Raw genomic sequence first — 17832 nt, 5'->3', positions numbered from 1 at the left:
ACAAATTATCCTCCACCTTGCGCTTCTGGATTTAAAAATGTTTGTTCTGTTTTTTACACGGCGATCGCATCAACAGTCTATCTCCTGAAGGCGATCGCTATTACCGTGAGTCGAGATTTCTGGGCGATCGCAACTTTCACATTTAGTCTTAGCTAGTGCGGGTGAATTCAGTTAGAAAAAACAGTTAAAGCGACAGCAGAAATGTTACAGCAATTTTTATAAATTTAGAAATTTTTATATTTTTTGATGTCACGATAAAAGTTTTCATGAACTCCAAGGGCAATTAAAGTTCTCGTTTTTTCATCCCATTGATACGCAAGGAGATTTTCTCGATCAACCATTCTAAATTTATAAACCCAGACATCGGCTAAATCACCCTTTTTTTGTTCCCCAAGTTCGGGATTTTTGATAATTTCTCGTACCGCATTATCAAGATCTTTGATTTGATTTTTCTTTAACTTTTTCTTGATTTTTGAAAATAAGGGCGTTTGAAAAACTTGAATTTCACCCATCGGATTTATTCACTAAACTCATAGGGCGTTAATTCTGAATTCTTAGCTTGCTCACGACTAATCAATATTGCTTGAACAAAGCCAAACGAAAGCTCTGGATTGTCTTCAAGGATTTTGCCCATTGCCGCCCAATATTCAATTTGACCCGCAACTGAGCGATGCATCGCTTTAGATCGACTTTTTGCCTCTTGAGCTAAATGATCGGAAATTCTGATTGCGATAGACATGGTAAAACCTCAATCAAGCTTGTTGCAATATACATCAAATTGTTGCATATTGCAACCAAGTCTCTAAGCTCTGATTGTCTGATGCCTTGTGAAATATTGTCATGAGTGTTGATGATTAACGGCGATCGCTATTACCGTGAGTCGTGATTTTAGGCGATCACTTATTGATTATTAATCTTTGCGATCACCGATAGATAACTTCTCAGAACTCAACAACGAAGCCAACCATTTTGCTTACTTAATTCCAGGTAGAAATAGATAACTTTAACGGGCATATCGGTTTGGCATAACATTCCCAATCACCGATGCATTGGATTTGTTATACGACATTAGGGCAACTTCTTGACATCTGCTTCGGGCTTTTGCTTTTTTCTCCCTAGCGATTTAGCAAAGCTTCGGCAGCGGAGTTGAAGAACCGCAGAGCTTCAATTACTCCATCCATCACAAAATCAAGAGCTAGTCCATAGCCATCATTTACATGAGCAATGTCAAAACCCATGGTCTGGAGAGTATTAAGGCATTCGCTGACCGATTCGTGCGCGTCGGTAATTCGCAGATCATTGTTCAAAAACAAAGGTGCCATGGCATTATTCCTATCGCTCCAGCCCTCGCGTACATGGGGCGATCTGAAGTCATCAATTGGTTCCTCGTGCCTATTCAAAAGTTGAACAATATTTGTCAGTGACTGGAGCAACTTGATTAACCCTAGATCCTTAACCGCATCACGCGGGCAACCTGCTTGTTCGAGCAATTTCTTCAGATACCCGTTAGGCACTTTCTGCCAGACTTCATGCAGGCTCTTGCACCGTGCAAGAAAAGCCTGTTGGGTCATGTTCAAGGGTGCGACCTGAGCCAATCGGCACAGATTTGGATAAACCATCCAGCCATTCGCATATAGTTGCTCACGGGAAAAACCAACCAGTTCTGACGCTGTCTTTTGTAGCCCAACACTTGCGCCAAGTCTCGATAGGTTATCTCCTAACCATAAAAGCTGGTCAAGAAGTCGCTTTGTCTTCGCGACGATGTGTTCTGCATTTATATCAAAATGCGATATCTCCACTTCACTCAGAGCAAATGCGTGTGCATGGATAATTTCTCGATCAGGCTTAGGCTTGTATAGCTCTCGCATAGGCACCTTAATTAGATTTCGTCCAACCCTGACACAGTCAGTAAAGCTCCATTGCCCTTTGTACGCAGGGCTACAATGCCAGTCGCCATAAGGCTGAGATGGCACTGTATCGTAGAAGGCATTCTCTTCGTAACGCTGGAGGAACTTATCATCTAAGAAAACTGGATTTATTTCGACCAATGCATTGGCGCGAGTATGTGTCATCGGCTCTGTGCTTCCAGGCCACACAAGCCCATTTGCACTCTGTTCAGGACACAGTTCGCAGGTCGCTGCCTCTACGGATGACCACACTTGAATCAGTAAGCCGTCCTTATGTTCGCGAATGTCGAGCGAATACCAAGCACTGCCCTCACTGGGTTTCAACACAATATGTGATTGCCCCCTCATCAAATCACGAAGCGCAGCTCGATCAGGCAACAGCTTCATATAGAAAAATATCCTAACTGCCCTAGCTCCGCGCAGCCAAAGATACTTTCGTAGATATTCGTTGGTCATTTTCCAACTGACATTGCGCTTTGATTCCCAATAATACTCGCTGGAAATCTCACCTTCTACGACTCCAAACTCGGGTAGTCCGAGATCATCGTAGATAAGACGTTGTTGATCGTTCCCGACACATCGTGGTGTCAATCCTAGTGTCATCCAAACCTTTTCAGCCAGATGAAATGAAAAAAAAGAACCATCACCCCAAGAAGCAATGATATAGTCGAGACCACTAATTGATGGGGAGAATTCGGCGGCACATCCCCGCACATCTATGGGAGTTCCATATTCAACTATACCTCCTCTAGTTGCCTCGTACAACAGTCCAACTGGCTCGTCTTCACCTTCTAAAACTAAAGCAGTATGAAGCTGGACATGCTCAACATTGGATCCATGAGGATCTGATTCAAACAAGCAGGCAACCTCGACCTTCTGCTGGGGATCGAAGCCGACGGGATCCAAGAGGTCACGAAGTTTTGCAGGAAGAATGGCTGTGGGAATTGGGAAGGATCCAATGTAGTTAAATGGCATCACTATTGTTTCTCTAGAATGTAAATACTGCTGTTTACTGACAGACCACTAGAATCCTGATATCTAGAAGACAGAAATATGCTGAAACTTTGGCGAATAACTTAAAGTTTTAACACAATTGCGGTTTAATTACACTACTAATGACAAAATACGGCAGATTTCTACTTTAATTCAAGTGTGATCGCTTCAACGATATATTTTCTATAGGTTTGCTGAAGGTGATCGCTACTACTCTAAATCGCGTTTAGCTAAAGCTTGAATTTCATTGCGTAGAGCAGCAATTTCTACTTGCAATGCTTGAATGGATTTTGTACCTGCAATCTCAGCTTCATCACTTTCAGCATCTTGACCAACAAAGAATGTCGCTAATATTGCTGTCGCATATCCACACAAGGCGATCGCATATACCGCCAATAAAAAACACAGCACCCGTCCTTCCTCAGTTTTGGGAAAGTAATCCGAGCCGATTGTGGTCATCACCATCGCAGTCCACCATAGCGCCGTACCGTAATCCGCAATCCCAACTGCCCCATCGGTCAGCCTATGCTCAAATGTATAGATTCCCGCCGCACCAGCTAAAGCGACAATCACCGTTAGGGCAAACACATAGCCAATTCCTCGACGTTCCATACTAGCCCCAAGCAAGCGCATTCCTCTATTCGTTCTAGTCATGATTCCCAGTAACTGCAACCCTCTCACAGCATGAACTGATTGCAAAGAGCGAAGGATTGGCACGATCTTTAAAGTTCGTAACGCAGGAATGATTAAAGAGAAAGCGATTAACCAATTGTGATTGAGGTAAAAAAGTTTGTGTGGCGCAAGCAAGAATTTTAGACAAAAATCTAAAATGAAAATGATCCAAATAGTAACGCCAATCGTCTCTAAGAGCGGATTCAAACCCCAAACTAGCTCAACTATCAGCAGTCCTAACCAAGCAAAACTCAGCACTAGCATCGGCATCTCTAACCAACTTTCCCACTGTTGGAGTAGTTCGTAACGTTCTCGATCTATAGCTAGATCGGGAGTTGATTCGGGCGGTGTTTTTGGTGCTGATTTTGGCAATTGGTTGGGATATCTCATAGTTGGTTGGCTGGGTGGGTCTGATGCGCTTTGAGTCTTGCCCGCAGTTGCGCGAGTTCCTGAGCCATATCTAGCACGATCGCCGCTCCAACTAGATTTAGCCCCAAGTCCCGACGCAAACGTTGAATTTGAGCAATTCGGGCAATTTCGCGAGAATGTAACATTGTGCCATTTGGTTCGATTACACCTAACTCGACATAAACCTGTACAACTGTAATTGAAGTCTCCGTTATGGATGCAGCATACTCAAAGGTGTAAAGTTGTTCGCCTTCGAGGGAAACTACCATCGTTGAGAGGCTTGACGAATGGTTTGTTGAAAGAACTTCGTTCATAATTTAATCTCCTTTAAGCGATCGCGTGGGCTAAAACTAGTATTGGCTTGGATTTTTTCGTAGTATTCTTGCTCGATCTCATTCAGATCTTGCGGCGTAACGATCTGAAGTTTGGCAAATAAATCACCACGTCCACCTTTGGGCAATGTCCAGCCTTTGCCACGCAACCTTAGGGATTGTCCCGTTTGTAATCCTTTCGGGACTTTCATCATCACGCTGCCATCGGGTGTCGGCACATTGATTTCTGCACCTAAAATCGCTTCATCGGGACGAATTGGGAGATTGCACACAAAGCGATCGCCTTCAAAGTGAAAGAAGGAATGCGGTAACAATTCAATCGTGAGATACAAATCGCCACGCTGTTGAGAGAACGGGCTAGGGCGACCTTTACCTTTGAGTCTAATTCGGCTTCCTGTTTTTGCACCTGCGGGAATGCGGACATTAATTGTGTCGGTATCAAGTTGTAAGCGCTTTTGGACACCATGAAATGCTTCAGAAAATGTAAGGATGATCGCGGCTTCGGTGTCTGGTGCAGGTACTTGAGAGCGAAATCCGTCACTGGAGGTTCGACGTTGCGATCGCCCTAGAAGATCGTTAATAAACGAATCAAAGTCTCCATACTGATCGAAGCCATTCCCAGTATTAGTTTCACTTGGTGGTGGCGCTTCAGTGTAATTAGGCTGATTCCAATGTTGCCCAAAGCGATCGTACTTCTCACGCTTCTCTGGATCGGAGAGTACTTCATTCGCTTCATTCAGATCTTTGAACTTTGCCTCTGCATCTTTATCTCCAGGATTGAGATCGGGATGATGCTTACGGGCAATCTTGCGATATGCTCGCTTGATTTCTTCAGGAGTGGCGGTTTTGCTCACTCCCAAGACGCTGTAATAGTCTTTAAAGTCAGTTTTAGCTGTAGCCATATTTTTTGATAAACCAAGTCTTTACAAATTGGGTCAGTAGGCAATAGCTGGTGAGGATGAAAGCTAGCCAGACAAAGTAAACGGCTGGTAAAGGAATAAACCCTAAACTTGAGGCGAGTGGAGAAAAGGGTAAATATATGCCCACAGCCATGACCGAAGCGGTGATCATCAACATCGGTAAAGAAGCTCGACTCTGGAAGAAAGGAATTTTAGAGGTGCGAATAACATGGACAATTAGCGTTTGCGTCATCAGGCTTTCCACAAACCAACCCGTTTGAAAAAGAGCTTGATTGTCTCTAGTAGTTGCCCCAAATACAAACCACATCAAGGCATAGGTAGCATAGTCAAAAATAGAACTGATCGGTCCAATAAAGATCATAAAGCGCTGAATATTATCAATTTTCCATTGCGGGGGCTTGGCTAAGTCTTCGCGATCGACATCATCAAAGGGAATTCCCGTTTGCGAAAAATCGTAGAGAAGATTATTGATTAATATCTGGACGGGCTGCATCGGTAAAAAGGGTAGCAACGCACTTGCGCCCAAGACACTAAACATATTGCCAAAATTAGAGCTAGTCCCCATCCTGATATATTTGATGATATTCGCAAAGGTTCTGCGACCTTCCATCACACCAGATTCGAGAATCAACAAATTCTTTTCCAATAAAATGATGTCGGCGGCTTCTTTGGCAATATCCACAGCCGTATCTACGGAGATCCCCACATCAGCTTCTCGCAGAGCCGCCGCATCATTGATCCCATCGCCCATATATCCCACAACAAGCCCTTTTTTGCGTAGAACTTGAATAACTTTGGCTTTTTGAGTGGGAGAAAATTTTGCAAAAATAGTAGTGGTTGCGGCGACTTCGGCAAGTTTATCGTCCGATAAAGCTTCAATATCACTACCTAATAGAACATTTTGGACTGGCAATCCGACATCTTTACAGATTTTCTGAGTAATGATTTCATTATCGCCAGTTAAGATTTTGACATCAACACCAGAGCGCTTGAGGGCTTTAATCGCTTCCGCAGCAGAATCTTTTGGTGGATCGAGAAAGGCAATATTTCCCAATAAAATCAGATCACTCTCATCGTTAATTGCATAATGGGCTTGATCGGTTGGCATCACTTTATAGGCTACGGCTATTACTCGTAATCCATCAGAGTTAAGAGATTTTTGTAAATCAGCAACTTTGGTGCGAGCAGCCTCATCCATTGTCTCAACGCGATCGTGGACTTTAAGTTGAGTGCAAACCTTGAGAACTTCCTCCACTGCACCTTTGCAAATCAGCACATGTTGCTTTCCCATTTCTTCGATGACAACGGACATCCGCCGCCGCACAAAATCAAAGGGAATTTCATCGAATTTCTGATAGTTTTTCTCAATTTCTAAGGATTCAAGTTCTTGATCATGTTCAAGAACGGCGATATCTAGCAAGTTCTTTAAACCAGTCTGATAGAAACTATTGAGATAGGCGTATTTAAGAACATCATTACTCTCCTGTCCGTAGGGATCTAAGTGTCTCTGCAAAACGATTTTGTCTTGGGTCAAAGTCCCCGTTTTGTCTGTACAGAGAATATTCATTGAGCCAAAGTCTTGAATCGCATCAATATTTTTAACAATCACCTTTTTGTCAGACATCGCGATCGCCCCTTTCGCTAAATTTGCGGTGACAATCACAGGTAGCATTTCTGGGGCTAGTCCCACGGCTACTGATAACGCAAAAGTGAATGCCTCAACCCAATTCTTTTTAAATATGCCATTAATCAGAAAGACTAAGGGAGCCATGACCAACATAAACCGCAATAGCAGCATGGTTACGCCATTGACACCTTTATTAAAACTTGTGCGGGGCTTGCTACCACTAACAGTTTTTGCTAATGAGGCAAGGTAGGTATGTCCGCCAGTTTCTACGACCACCGCCGTTCCTGAGCCACTGACTACCGCCGTACCCATAAAACAGAGGTTGGCTAGCTCTAGGGGATTTTTCTCATTGCGATCGCTTAGATCTACATGCTTTTCCGCAGGGAGAGACTCACCCGTGAGCGTTGACTGGCTCAGAAATAAATCTTTCGCCTCAATCAATCTGACATCGGCAGGAATCATATCGCCTGCGGAAAGAAAGATAATATCTCCTGCAACTAGTAGCTTTACTTCAATTTCTTTCCCTTTAGTTGTTCCAGTAGTATCTTTGGTTGGAGATGCAGGCTTTGTATGCTCATTTTTACGATTAACCGTTGCCTTAGCGCTCACCATTTCTCGTAATTTTTCGGCAGCTTTATTCGATTTAAATTCTTGCGAGAACCTCAATAATCCACCAAAAAGAACCATTATAAAAATGATTAAAGCAGCAGTTGTACTTCCAGTAAATAGGGAAACGATCGCTAGCACAATCAGCAAAATTGAGAGAGGATTAGTCACCGTTTTTAGAAGTTGGACATACCACGCAACTTTTTTCTCACGGGCAATTTCATTTATTCCGTATTTATCTAATCTTCGCTTGGCTTCAGGTTCACTTAGTCCCTCTAACTCAGTTTCAAATAAGTGCAGAACTTCGTCCACATCGCTTTGAGCTATGCTGATCAGTGATGCCGATGAATCCTTGGAGGTGCTAGACTTTTGGCTTTTAGATGAGTTCGTAGTCTGATTTAAAGTCTGCATAAAATTTTCAATTTTTCTGTGTCGCTAAATAGCTGGTTTACTAGAATTACGCCGCATTGTGCGCCACATTGAAATTCCCGTAAAAATCAATATCAACAAACCAAGGGCAGTTAAGAATGGATAAATGTGTTCTAGATTAATTACACCAAAGGCTCCTTTATGCCAGCCTAAGATCCACTTAAAATTCTTTTGTTTACCTGTCAGATCTAGGATTTGATAAATTATTCCTGTAATGGTGGTTAGCAATAGAGGCAACAACATAATCGGAGCAAAAATGCGATGAAGATAACGAATATATTTAAAATATTGGCTACGTTTTTTGGTGGTTTCCATAAATAATTTCCTTAATGTATGTGTCTCATATAAAAATCAGACAAGAATTGAGAGAGTTGAACCCTGTGGGTGCGACTCTCTCAATTCTTAAAAAGTTATATTCCAGAGCATCTCTGGAAAAGCTCATCAGATATCCATGCAAGCGTTCCCTTAAAGTTTTTGGCTGGCGTAGGCAGCAACTCAATGTAAGCAGCTTGACGAATTAAATGACCGAGATGACCTTTCACTTCATAGCGATCGAAGAGTTCGGCAACACCTTCATTCAATCCTAATTTCATCAGCGTTCCTCGCATACCAACCTTAACCGCAGTCGGAGAGTGACATTCAGAAAGCGCTTGCAAATTATGGGCGATCGCAACTCCTTGCTGATAAGCCACCTGTGCGGTTGCGGGTAAAGGATGCTCCATTACGGTGCAGTCACCGCCCGCAAATACTTCTGGGAAATCGAGAAGTTGTAAAGTGTCGGTTAGTTTGAGTCGTCCCTTTTCATCTCGACCGCCTTCAGGAATAGATAAGGAGTCAATGAGAGGATTTGTGGCGATTCCCGTTGTCCAAATAATTGTCGTCGCAGCGAGTTCTTCAATTTGATCATTTCGTTTTAGCACGACTATATTGGGACGAATTTCAATTACCGCAGTTTCTAGCATTACCTCCACGGATATAGTACGTTTTTGCAGGGCTTCTTCAGCAGTCTGACGTAGGCGATCGCTGTCACCTTTGAGAATCTGTTTACCCCGTTGAATGACGACTATCCGAATATCGGCAATATCTCCGCCCAATGGACTGTACCAGACTGGCAATAAGTCAGCAAGCGTTGCAGCTAGCTCCACGCCAGAGCTGCCAGCGCCGAGGATGGCAATGGTTAATAAGGTCTTTTTCTGCTGTGGTTCTGAAGTTTGGGTAGCTCGTTGCAAACAATCTCTTAGTTTCCACGCTAAGGCGATCGCATCGTCACTGGTACGAAAGGCTAAAGCATTTGCACTAGCTCCCGCAACTCCAAAGTAATCCGATACACCACCGAGGGACAAGACTAAATTGCTATAGGTGTAATGTAAGCCAGAGGCTAAGCAAACCTGTCGCTGTTGTAGGTCAATCGATTGCACCTCATCACGAATGAAGGCAATGCCACTTTTATGTAAAAGTGCGTCATAACGATGACGGATAAATTGCATGTTCATCTCGCCACTGAGAAACTCATACAATAGCGGTTTAAAAATAAAATTCCATTCGCGATCGATTAGAATTGTGGGAGTTGTATAATGCTGACGGCTCAAATGTAATGCTGTGAACAAGCCCGTAAAACCACCACCTAAAATTAAGGTTGGAAGAGGTTCAGAAGCTATTAATCGTTGCGGAAATTCTGATATCCCGTCTAATACATTAGACATGTTTATTCTCCTTGTGACAAAATATAGCCTTCTTACTCATGTATCATGTGAAATAGTAATCTTCTCGCCTGAATGTAGAGTTAACATCCAAATTCCATCAAATAAAAGATTAATTCCAATTAGAGTGCCAATGAACCAAACGGCATGAAGCGGAGAACTAGACCAAATATAAATACCGAAAATGATGCCCATGAGTCCACTCATAAGCATCCATCCCCAATTAGAAGAGATCCAACGCATTTGAAAAGCGAGCGATACCTGAATGATGCCTTGCAAGAAGATGGTAATGCCAAGCACTATCGTAAAAGCAATTGCTCCTTCACGCGGATTTAACATGACGAAAATTCCAGACAGGAGATACAACAGCCCTAGAATTGTTTTCCAGAGGAATTGACCTGCACCTCTAGATTGAAAGGCATAAGCGATTTGGGAAATTCCAGCAAGGATAAATAAGAACCCGAATAGAACGGTTGAAGCGATGGTAGCGAAGAAGGGAAATACGATCGCAATAATACCCAACACGATCATCACGATCGCGATCGCTGTTATCCATTGAGAGCCAACAACTTGCTCCTCAGTATCATCGTATTCAGTAATGCTCATGTTGAATCTCTCTCGACTAGGTTATTCTATTCGGTAATGCTAAGGATTTTAGGGTTAGGGGTAGCGCTTTGCGCTGCCCCTATCATTACGATTCATATCTACACCATTCCACCTTGAGCTGATTGTCCACAGAATGCACTCCTGGTGCGCCCCAAGCAACTCGTTCGGCTTCGTCTAGCTCGGCATAGTTCCGAACCTTGCCATGCAATGTGACCTTATTCCCAGAGGTTTCAACACGGATCTTGTTCGCATCTAAAAGCGCATTACGTTTGAAGGCAGATCTAATGTCATTGTTAATGTCAGTTGCCTTCAATCTTGACTTGACAGTGATCAGATTAGACACTCCTTTAACTCCCAAAAGGTTATACAGGTAGTTTTCAGCAGAAGTCTTTAGGTATTGCCACTCGACTTCACCTTCAAGTGTGACCCAAGCATCACTAACCGTTACCTTAATGGTTCCCCTCGGAATTGACGTGAACCAGTCGATGTGGTGCGCAGCTGCCGTAGCGATGTCTCCATCTGTATGAAGCGAAGAACTTGGCAAATTAACTATGATGTTATCCGCGATCGCCTTTACCCCAGCAACCCGTCTAGTCGCTTGCACAGCTTGCCATTTCTCGTTAGAGCTTGTTGCATAGCCATTGAGAGTCACCGTTCCATCTTTGACTAAAACACCAATGTCTGTGACCTTGACACTCGGCTCATATTTGAGTTCAGCAAGCACATCTGTCTTGAGATCAGTGTCAGTTTTTTGAATAGAGAGAAGTGTGGTCATTTATTTCTCTTAACGTTTTGCATGATCTGTTTACAATCACTAGCATCACATTTCAATGATTGATATCGTGATTAAGTAACGTATAAATTAAATTGATTGCTTGAATACAAAGGAAATCTTTACGCAATAAGCTATGCAGCGCTTCGCGCTGCATAGCTTATTGCGATTTTCAAATGACCTCTATACCGAAACTGCAAAACAAAAAATGTACGAGAAATTTTTAAGCTTCTCGTACATTTTTTGAGCCAAACTCAACAGAAAATCGCTATAGACTATGTCTTTGAAGCAGTCTCGGCATCTAGTCTGGCAGCGATCGCTGACAAAGTTGCTTCTTCAGCTTCTTCTATTGTCGCTACAGACAAAGCGATCGCAGTAACGGCATAGTCTTCAGCCTTTTCAGCCCGATGTTCGAGCTTTTTCACCTTCCGACTCGACTTCCATTCCTCGACATCCGACTTCAACTCAGATTCCTTTTCCTCAAATTGAGTTTTGAGCTTGGCTCGGTATTCATCGAATTCATGTTTCTTGGAGTTTAGTGTTGCTTTCGCCTCATCAAGTTTAGATTGAATCTCATGTCGAGTCTTTTTCGGCACAGATTGAAGGCTGTCTCTTAGCGATTTCACGCGCTCTTCAACTACCTCCAAATTGTCATGAAGCTTTTTCGTGAAGTTGTCAACTGTAGTACTCATGGTCATTTCCTGATTGATTATTAATCGAGTTTTTCTAAAACCGTTGAATGAGATAAATGGTGCTTCGCGCCATTTATCTCATTCCGTTCTAAGCATCGTACCCAAACCACTGCACAGATAGCTGATTATCCACTGTTAGTACGCCCGATGCAGCCCAAACCGCTCGTTCTGCTTCTTCCATCTCGGCATAGTTGCGAACCTTACCTTTTAGTGTCACCTTGCTGCCAACAACATCGATTTGGATCTTATTGGCATCGAGCATAGCACTACGCTTGAATGCTGATTTAATGCCTGTGGCGACTTCTGTTACTGACAATCTAGGTTTGATCGAGATCTCGTTAGATACGCCTTTCACTCCCGACAAATGATGTAGGAAATGTCCAGCAGCAATCTTGAGATATTGCCATTCCACCTCACCATCAAGAGTAATCCAACCATTCCGAACCGTCACTTTTACAGTGCCTCTAGGAATTGTCGTGAACCAGTCAATATGATGGATCGCAGCAGCAGCAATGTCTGAGTCAGTGTTAATAAAGGTTTCGTGAAGTTTGACTTCAATGTCATCGGCGATCGCTTTAACACCAACAACCCGTTTAGTCGCCCGAACAGCCTCCCACTTTTCAGCTGCGCTAGTCGCATAGCCATTGAGTGTCACAGTTCCATCTTTTACCAAGACCCCGATATCGGTAACCTTTACACTTGGCTCATATTTGAGTTCAGCAAGCACATCAGTTTTGATTTCAATATCAGTCTTTTCTGCGATAAGAGTTGGCATATTTTTTTGCGTAACGTTTTAATCCGTTTACATTGGCTAGCTTCTCATTGTGCCGTTTGAGATCCTGTTCGTTTAACGTATAACTTGAATGGATTGTACAAAAATCTAATGAATCTTTACAAGATTGGATTTACACAAAAATGCCCTGAGAGCCTAATTTTATCGTAGGGGTAATTCATGAATCGCTCTTTCCCATTCTTTTGCGTAAATCTTATACCGATTCACAAAAGTGTGGCAACACTTCTATGAATTAAAAAGCAAACCCTGTAAGAGTTTTAAAAACACAAAATGGCATAGCCATTTTGTGTTTTGGTATTAACTAGAACTTTTCAAAAGTTATCCAATCTTGAATATTCTTAGTTTTTAGAATCGACTCAGCACGATCAATTTCAGTATCAGTTCCTTCGATCGCCACTAGGTAGTTTCCTTGTACTAAAAGATTGCTGTAATGTTTAGACTGCTCTTCTGAAATGCCAGCACCGATCGCACCTCCTAGCAATCCACCTGATAAAGCACCATAAAAGGCTCCTGTTGCCATTCCCACTAATAAGACTGCCCCTCCGCCTGCGGGAAATGCTAGAGTTGAGAGTCCTGCGACTACACCACCGACAACGCCTCCCAAAGCACCAGCATCTAAAGCACCATGTCCGATTTGAGTGCTAGTGCGATCGCGGGCGAACTGTTTCTCAGATTGGACGACTGGCTCTATTAAGCCTCCGATGGTTGGGTCTGTTGGGTTAAGATGCTCGACAACAACCGAAACTTTATTCATTGGGAATTCAGTCTCTCTGAGTTGCGCGATCGCTGACTCAACACTTTGGCGATCGGGAAATATACCGATCGCATTTTTATGTTTTAACGCCATTCTAAATTTCCTTATGTAATTCCTTGCGTTCTTCTCTTATCTGCGCACCATGCTTATTTCCATTGCGACTTTGGTCATAAAGGTAAAAGCATCAACAAAGCTATCAAACTTGAAAGATTTATTTAACTTCCCATCAACCACTTTCCACTCAGGTAGTTTTGCGATCGCTGCCGTAATCTCTTTGTCTGTCAATTTTGTTTTAGGCATAGGAAATAAATAGGGTGTAATGGATTTAAACTAAGTTAGGGCTTACTCCAAAATGGCTTAAGAATTGCATTTCATAGTAGAGGCAATTCATGAATTGCCCCTACTCAACCAATTAGTCAATAGCTTTTTTTACTTCATCTTTGACATCTTCAGCAGCATTACGCACATTTGCCTCAGCCTGTTTTGCCTTACCCTGAACCTTATCTTTGGTATTGCCAGTCAGATCGCCAACTGCTTCTTGCACTTTGCCTTCCACATTTTTAGCAGCCGCTTTAGCTCTATTTTCTAAACTCATGATGTACTCCTTAATTTGAGAAATATTTACCAGAGATGAATTAACAACTCTGGCTTACATCGCTTTTCAACCAAATCCGATCTAAGAAATTTTAAAAAATTGTTGTGGGGTAACACTTTTAAAAAACTTCTTGTGGTTCGTTTGATCAGAATTTGCTGTATGGAGCTACTGTGACAGGCGATCGCTTGATTTCCTGCGTGAATTGATTGAATAAGATACAAACCTTCATCTAAAAGATATTGAGATTGGCGGCTCTTCACGCCGCCAATCTTGTCTCTTAATCTAACTTCACTACCATCTTGTCAATATTTTTGCCTGTAAAGAGTCCGATCAAAAAGAAGACAAGACTTACTGAATTGACAAAATGCGAAATACTTATCAACAACAGGGATGGCAGCTTGGCAAAATTAGACTAAAAATTGAATTGCAGTTTTAGAAAATTTAGCCGAAGCAATATTTGATTTTGAACCTGTCGCTAGCCTGAATACTTGGTTGAAATATCAGTCGTCAGCTCCTCAAAATTCATAAGTAACGATAGATAAAGACAACAGTATCCAAATATTTACTGACAGCATTTTGCGATCGCACCTAAATCAATAAACTTTTCCCGATCGCATTTGACATACATCTCAATTTGAGCGATTATAGACAAGCTAATAAATTAGCTAATTTTGGGGCTATAGCGCAGTTGGTAGCGCATCTCAATGGCATTGAGAGGGCCAGCGGTTCGAATCCGCTTAGCTCCATACTAAAATAGGGAAAGCACTTTGTGCTTTCCCTATTTTCTTTTGACAAGAAATTATGTATCAATCCATGTCTAGTGCTGCTGTGGCAGCGATCGCTTTTTTTGTTGCTGCACCGCTCCAACCAGTTAAAGCGCAAACTCCACCGATCCGCGCTTACCAGCCTAAAGCCACAGCGAGCGCTAGGGATGCCCAGATATTTGACCAACAGCAGAAAGCGAATCCTAGCAGATTTGATCTTAAGAAATATCCTCTCACTGAAAGCAATGCCTCGCATTGGCAAGAATCCCTATGGGCGATCGGCGTTTTAGCACCCGAACAAGACTATGCACTGCAAGCCTTAGAAAAGGTTTTGCAGTTGACCACAGCCGCAAACCTCACCGATCCTCAAAAAGGAATTATTGATACGGCGATCCAAGTTGCCACCCAGCTTTATACTCTCAAACCTGCGGTTTATGGCAAGCTCAAGCCGCATTTTTTACGCACTATTGACTATAGTGATGACCCACAATGGGTGGCGATTTCCCTTGCCGCGATCGCGAAGTCAGCCGTTTATCCATCGGCAAATATCTCCCAAAGCCAAATCGATAAACTACAAATCAAGGTGCAGCAACGTTTTCCTAACTGGTCGGAGGATCTCCATCTGCGAACTACGATCAAAAATATTCAAAGCGATCGCCAACTTGCAAAAAAAATACCAATTCCCAATCTCACAGATTTATTGACATGGCAAATCGCGCCACAGCAGGCGCATATGTATGTTCTTTGCCGTCCTAATCGCGATATTTTATGCTTATCAGTTTTAAAGGATCGCCAAGGGCAATTTGTTAGACAAAATAAACAACTATGGTCAGCACCGTTACTACTTCAGTCTATTCATAATCTCGATTGGAATTTTAGTAATGGACGCACTCCACAGGGAATTTATCGCATGGAGGGCATTTCTCGACAACCAGATGATGAAGTGTTTCACGCCTATGGACAGTTTTCGCTGGTAAATTTATTTTTACCCTTTGAGGATGGCGTGAATGCTTTCTTACCACAACAAAAAGGTAAATTTTCAGGTGATTTGCAAGCCTATCAAACACTTTTACCTCCCACATGGCGCAATTATGAACCAATCCAGCAAGCTTATTTAGCAGGAGCGATGGGGCGATCGCTGTTTCGGATTCATGGCAGTGGCGCTGCGATCGACTTTTTCCGTAACAAACCCGCAGTGGTTAACCAAAAAAACTTTGATTGGAATGCTACTCTTGGCTGCTTATCAGCTCTAGAAATTTATGACGATCGCGGTAGTTTGCTCAAAGCTGATATGCCAAAAATTCTCAATGCTTTAAATATGGTAGGTAAAGGCAAAATTGATGGCTATTTAATCGTTGTAGATGTCCCCAGTCCATCAAATGAGCCAGTGACAATTGCTGAAGTTGCTAAATATCTAGATCCCAACGCAAAAAATTGATCACAAAAAAGCAAAGTGCCTGTGTAGCAGATGCTTTGCTTTTTTGTGATCAATTACAACCATGCTTCGCATGGTTGTAATTAGTTCTGCTCGACACTACCAGCGCGGAAAACACGACCGATTACTTCTTCGATCGCAGGTTCATTTACCGATAAATCAAGAATCTCTAATTCGGCAAGAATTTGTGAAACCACCTTAGTCAATTTTTCTCGCGGCACTAAAAAACAAACTGCTTGACCATCAATATTTAAGATTTGACCATATTTCTGTAAACCTTCGCGATCGGTAATTGGGTGGGATAGCTCAACGCGCACCTCTCGATAGGGCGCAAAATTATTATGCAGACCTTCGAGACTGCCATCGTAGATTAGTCCACCTTCATGGATCAGCAACACCCGCTTACATAAAGCCGTAATGTCTGCCATATAGTGACTTGTCAATATAATCGTCGCTTGGTATCGCTGATTATATTCCCGCAAAAATTCTCGTACACTCGCTTGAGCATTCACATCTAAGCCTAAGGTTGGCTCATCTAAAAACAAAACTTGCGGCTGATGCAACAAAGCCGCTAGTAGTTCTGCCTTCATGCGCTCACCGAGAGAGAGCTTGCGCATAGGCTGCGAGAGCTTTCCTTCCAGCGATAGCATCTCTGTCAGTTCACCGAGGCGATGCTTAAATAATTTGTCAGGAATGTCGTACACCGCCGCATTCATTTTTAAAGAATCTAGGGCTGGCAGATCCCAAATTAATTGTTGTTTCTGCCCCATGACTAAGGTGATTTTTTGTAAAAAACTATTATCTCGCTGAAAGGGGATATGTCCTGCTACTTGGACATACCCCGATGAAGGATGGATTAAGCCCGTTAGCATTTTCAGCGTTGTCGTTTTGCCTGCCCCATTTGGCCCCAAAAATCCAACCATTTCACCAGATGCGATCGCGAAGGAAATATCTTTAACCGCAGCGATCGCCCGATATTGACGATGCCAAAAGTGTTTGAGAGTGCCAACTATTCCCGCATCTTTGACCGCAATATTATAAATTTTGCTCAAACCTTCAACTGTAACCATTGCCATAGCACTCTAACCAAGATGCATTCTGATATACTGTCAACAATATCAATTAACAAACGTTGGTATTATTCATTGATTAAATAGAGTTGAGTCAACAATTCTGTAAAGACACAATCAAAAAAACAGTTAATGTTGATTAGGCAATATTCTTAACCTTATCTTACTTTTAAGGTTTTAGAAATTTTATGATTGCAGTAGCAATTGATCGTTCTAAACTGGCTTAATATTCAAGGTTATTGAGTTTTGATAACGATTTTCGCTAACGCACAACTGGAAAACAAGGAAAGCAGTCATGGTAAAAGTCCTCGTAGTGGACGATAGTCCGATGGTGTTGGAGATGGTCTCAGCACATTTAAAGCAACATGGTATAGAAGTTACGGAAGCCAATAACGGTGCTGAGGCAGTTGAAAAGCTCAAAGCTTTAACTCCTGATCTCGTTGTTACTGATGTGGTCATGCCTCAAATGAATGGTTATGAGTTATGCCGTTGGATCAAAAATAATGCCTCTACGAAGAATGTACCCGTAATTATGTGTACAACCAAAAGTGAGGAGTTTGATAAGTACTGGGGCATGAAGCAGGGGGCAGATGCTTACTTAACTAAGCCCTATCATCCACCTGAATTAATCAAAACAATTAAGCAGTTACTTAGCCAAGTCAAGTAAAAGAAAGGAGGGGTGCAATGCGCCCCTCTTTTCTTTTACAAAATGAAACTAGCAATGCTCATTATAAAAATAGGTTTTGATGCAAGTCCA

General features: G+C 42.5%; 20 protein-coding genes and 1 tRNA gene. 4 read left to right on the top strand and 17 right to left on the bottom strand.

The genetic code is table 11. The features are described 5' to 3' along the window. Positions 1 to 224: 224 nt before the first annotated feature. The 16 genes from PseudUWO311_RS15635 to PseudUWO311_RS15560 all read right to left on the bottom strand — a co-directional run bounded on the left by PseudUWO311_RS15635 (position 225) and on the right by PseudUWO311_RS15560 (position 13806). Positions 225 to 512, bottom strand: a complete 288-nt coding sequence (locus PseudUWO311_RS15635) for a type II toxin-antitoxin system RelE/ParE family toxin (RefSeq protein ID WP_142656175.1) — start codon at positions 510 to 512, stop codon at positions 225 to 227. A 5-nt stretch (positions 513 to 517) separates the two neighbouring features. Continuing rightward, complete coding sequence (locus PseudUWO311_RS15630) at positions 518 to 739, bottom strand: TA system antitoxin ParD family protein (protein WP_142656174.1); 222 nt, start codon at positions 737 to 739, stop codon at positions 518 to 520. A 376-nt stretch (positions 740 to 1115) separates the two neighbouring features. Beyond that, entirely contained in the window at positions 1116 to 2882 is a 1767-nt protein-coding gene (locus tag PseudUWO311_RS15625) for a hypothetical protein (RefSeq protein ID WP_142656173.1), read from the bottom strand. Positions 2883 to 3110: 228 nt separating this feature from the next. Beyond that, entirely contained in the window at positions 3111 to 3962 is an 852-nt protein-coding gene (locus PseudUWO311_RS15620; RefSeq protein WP_142656172.1) for a potassium channel family protein, read from the bottom strand. Then, positions 3959 to 4294, bottom strand: a complete 336-nt coding sequence (locus PseudUWO311_RS15615; protein ID WP_142656171.1) for a chaperone modulator CbpM — start codon at positions 4292 to 4294, stop codon at positions 3959 to 3961. The genes PseudUWO311_RS15620 and PseudUWO311_RS15615 overlap by 4 nt, the downstream gene beginning before the upstream one ends. Beyond that, entirely contained in the window at positions 4291 to 5214 is a 924-nt protein-coding gene (locus PseudUWO311_RS15610; RefSeq protein WP_142656170.1) for a DnaJ C-terminal domain-containing protein, read from the bottom strand. Before PseudUWO311_RS15610 ends, PseudUWO311_RS15615 begins: the two co-directional genes overlap by 4 nt. Then, on the bottom strand, positions 5201 to 7876 hold the full coding sequence (gene mgtA, locus PseudUWO311_RS15605) for a magnesium-translocating P-type ATPase (protein ID WP_142656169.1): 2676 nt from the start codon (positions 7874 to 7876) through the stop codon (positions 5201 to 5203). The genes PseudUWO311_RS15610 and mgtA overlap by 14 nt, the downstream gene beginning before the upstream one ends. 24 nt (positions 7877 to 7900) lie before the next feature. Continuing rightward, a complete protein-coding gene (locus tag PseudUWO311_RS15600) occupies positions 7901 to 8209 on the bottom strand; it encodes a hypothetical protein (protein ID WP_142656168.1) in 309 nt (102 codons plus the stop codon). A gap of 95 nt (positions 8210 to 8304) precedes the next feature. Next, entirely contained in the window at positions 8305 to 9597 is a 1293-nt protein-coding gene (locus PseudUWO311_RS15595; protein WP_142656167.1) for an NAD(P)/FAD-dependent oxidoreductase, read from the bottom strand. Positions 9598 to 9633: 36 nt separating this feature from the next. Continuing rightward, positions 9634 to 10200 (bottom strand): HdeD family acid-resistance protein, encoded by a 567-nt coding sequence (locus PseudUWO311_RS15590; RefSeq protein WP_142656166.1) that lies wholly within the window; start codon positions 10198 to 10200, stop codon positions 9634 to 9636. An 85-nt stretch (positions 10201 to 10285) separates the two neighbouring features. Further along, positions 10286 to 10975 carry a BON domain-containing protein gene (locus PseudUWO311_RS15585; protein WP_142656165.1) on the bottom strand — a complete coding sequence of 230 codons (690 nt, stop codon included), beginning with the start codon at positions 10973 to 10975 and terminating at the stop codon, positions 10286 to 10288. A 272-nt stretch (positions 10976 to 11247) separates the two neighbouring features. Continuing rightward, a complete protein-coding gene (locus PseudUWO311_RS15580) occupies positions 11248 to 11664 on the bottom strand; it encodes a hypothetical protein (RefSeq protein ID WP_142656164.1) in 417 nt (138 codons plus the stop codon). An 88-nt stretch (positions 11665 to 11752) separates the two neighbouring features. Next, the gene (locus PseudUWO311_RS15575) at positions 11753 to 12439 is read right to left on the bottom strand and encodes a BON domain-containing protein (RefSeq protein WP_142656163.1); all 687 of its coding nucleotides are present in this window, start codon (positions 12437 to 12439) and stop codon (positions 11753 to 11755) included. A 319-nt stretch (positions 12440 to 12758) separates the two neighbouring features. Next, the gene (locus tag PseudUWO311_RS15570) at positions 12759 to 13304 is read right to left on the bottom strand and encodes a signal transduction histidine kinase (STHK), LytS (RefSeq protein WP_142656162.1); all 546 of its coding nucleotides are present in this window, start codon (positions 13302 to 13304) and stop codon (positions 12759 to 12761) included. 36 nt (positions 13305 to 13340) lie between these two features. Further along, entirely contained in the window at positions 13341 to 13511 is a 171-nt protein-coding gene (locus PseudUWO311_RS15565) for a 4a-hydroxytetrahydrobiopterin dehydratase (RefSeq protein ID WP_142656161.1), read from the bottom strand. 112 nt (positions 13512 to 13623) lie between these two features. Then, on the bottom strand, positions 13624 to 13806 hold the full coding sequence (locus PseudUWO311_RS15560) for a CsbD family protein (RefSeq protein WP_142656160.1): 183 nt from the start codon (positions 13804 to 13806) through the stop codon (positions 13624 to 13626). Positions 13807 to 14229: 423 nt separating this feature from the next. On the opposite strand from PseudUWO311_RS15560, the gene PseudUWO311_RS24920 reads away from it, so the two are divergent. The 3 genes from PseudUWO311_RS24920 to PseudUWO311_RS15545 all read left to right on the top strand — a co-directional run bounded on the left by PseudUWO311_RS24920 (position 14230) and on the right by PseudUWO311_RS15545 (position 16008). Then, on the top strand, positions 14230 to 14334 hold the full coding sequence (locus PseudUWO311_RS24920) for a DUF4351 domain-containing protein (protein WP_142656195.1): 105 nt from the start codon (positions 14230 to 14232) through the stop codon (positions 14332 to 14334). Between the two features lie 145 nt (positions 14335 to 14479). Beyond that, positions 14480 to 14552: transfer RNA gene (locus tag PseudUWO311_RS15550), tRNA-Ala, on the top strand. 55 nt (positions 14553 to 14607) lie between these two features. Next, positions 14608 to 16008 carry a hypothetical protein gene (locus PseudUWO311_RS15545; RefSeq protein WP_142656159.1) on the top strand — a complete coding sequence of 467 codons (1401 nt, stop codon included), beginning with the start codon at positions 14608 to 14610 and terminating at the stop codon, positions 16006 to 16008. Positions 16009 to 16088: 80 nt separating this feature from the next. Here PseudUWO311_RS15545 and PseudUWO311_RS15540 read toward each other — a convergent pair whose 3' ends face one another. Then, entirely contained in the window at positions 16089 to 17081 is a 993-nt protein-coding gene (locus PseudUWO311_RS15540) for an ATP-binding cassette domain-containing protein (RefSeq protein WP_142656158.1), read from the bottom strand. 289 nt (positions 17082 to 17370) lie between these two features. Here PseudUWO311_RS15540 and PseudUWO311_RS15535 point away from each other — a divergent pair, with 289 nt between their 5' ends. Continuing rightward, on the top strand, positions 17371 to 17742 hold the full coding sequence (locus PseudUWO311_RS15535) for a PleD family two-component system response regulator (protein ID WP_142656157.1): 372 nt from the start codon (positions 17371 to 17373) through the stop codon (positions 17740 to 17742). The last annotated feature ends 90 nt before the right edge of the window (positions 17743 to 17832 follow it).

The sequence above is a fragment of the Pseudanabaena sp. UWO311 genome (assembly GCF_006937785.1).
Classification (GTDB): domain Bacteria; phylum Cyanobacteriota; class Cyanobacteriia; order Pseudanabaenales; family Pseudanabaenaceae; genus Pseudanabaena.
The sequence above is the reverse complement of the archived record's forward strand: the minus strand, read 5'-3'. Positions and strand labels throughout refer to the sequence as shown.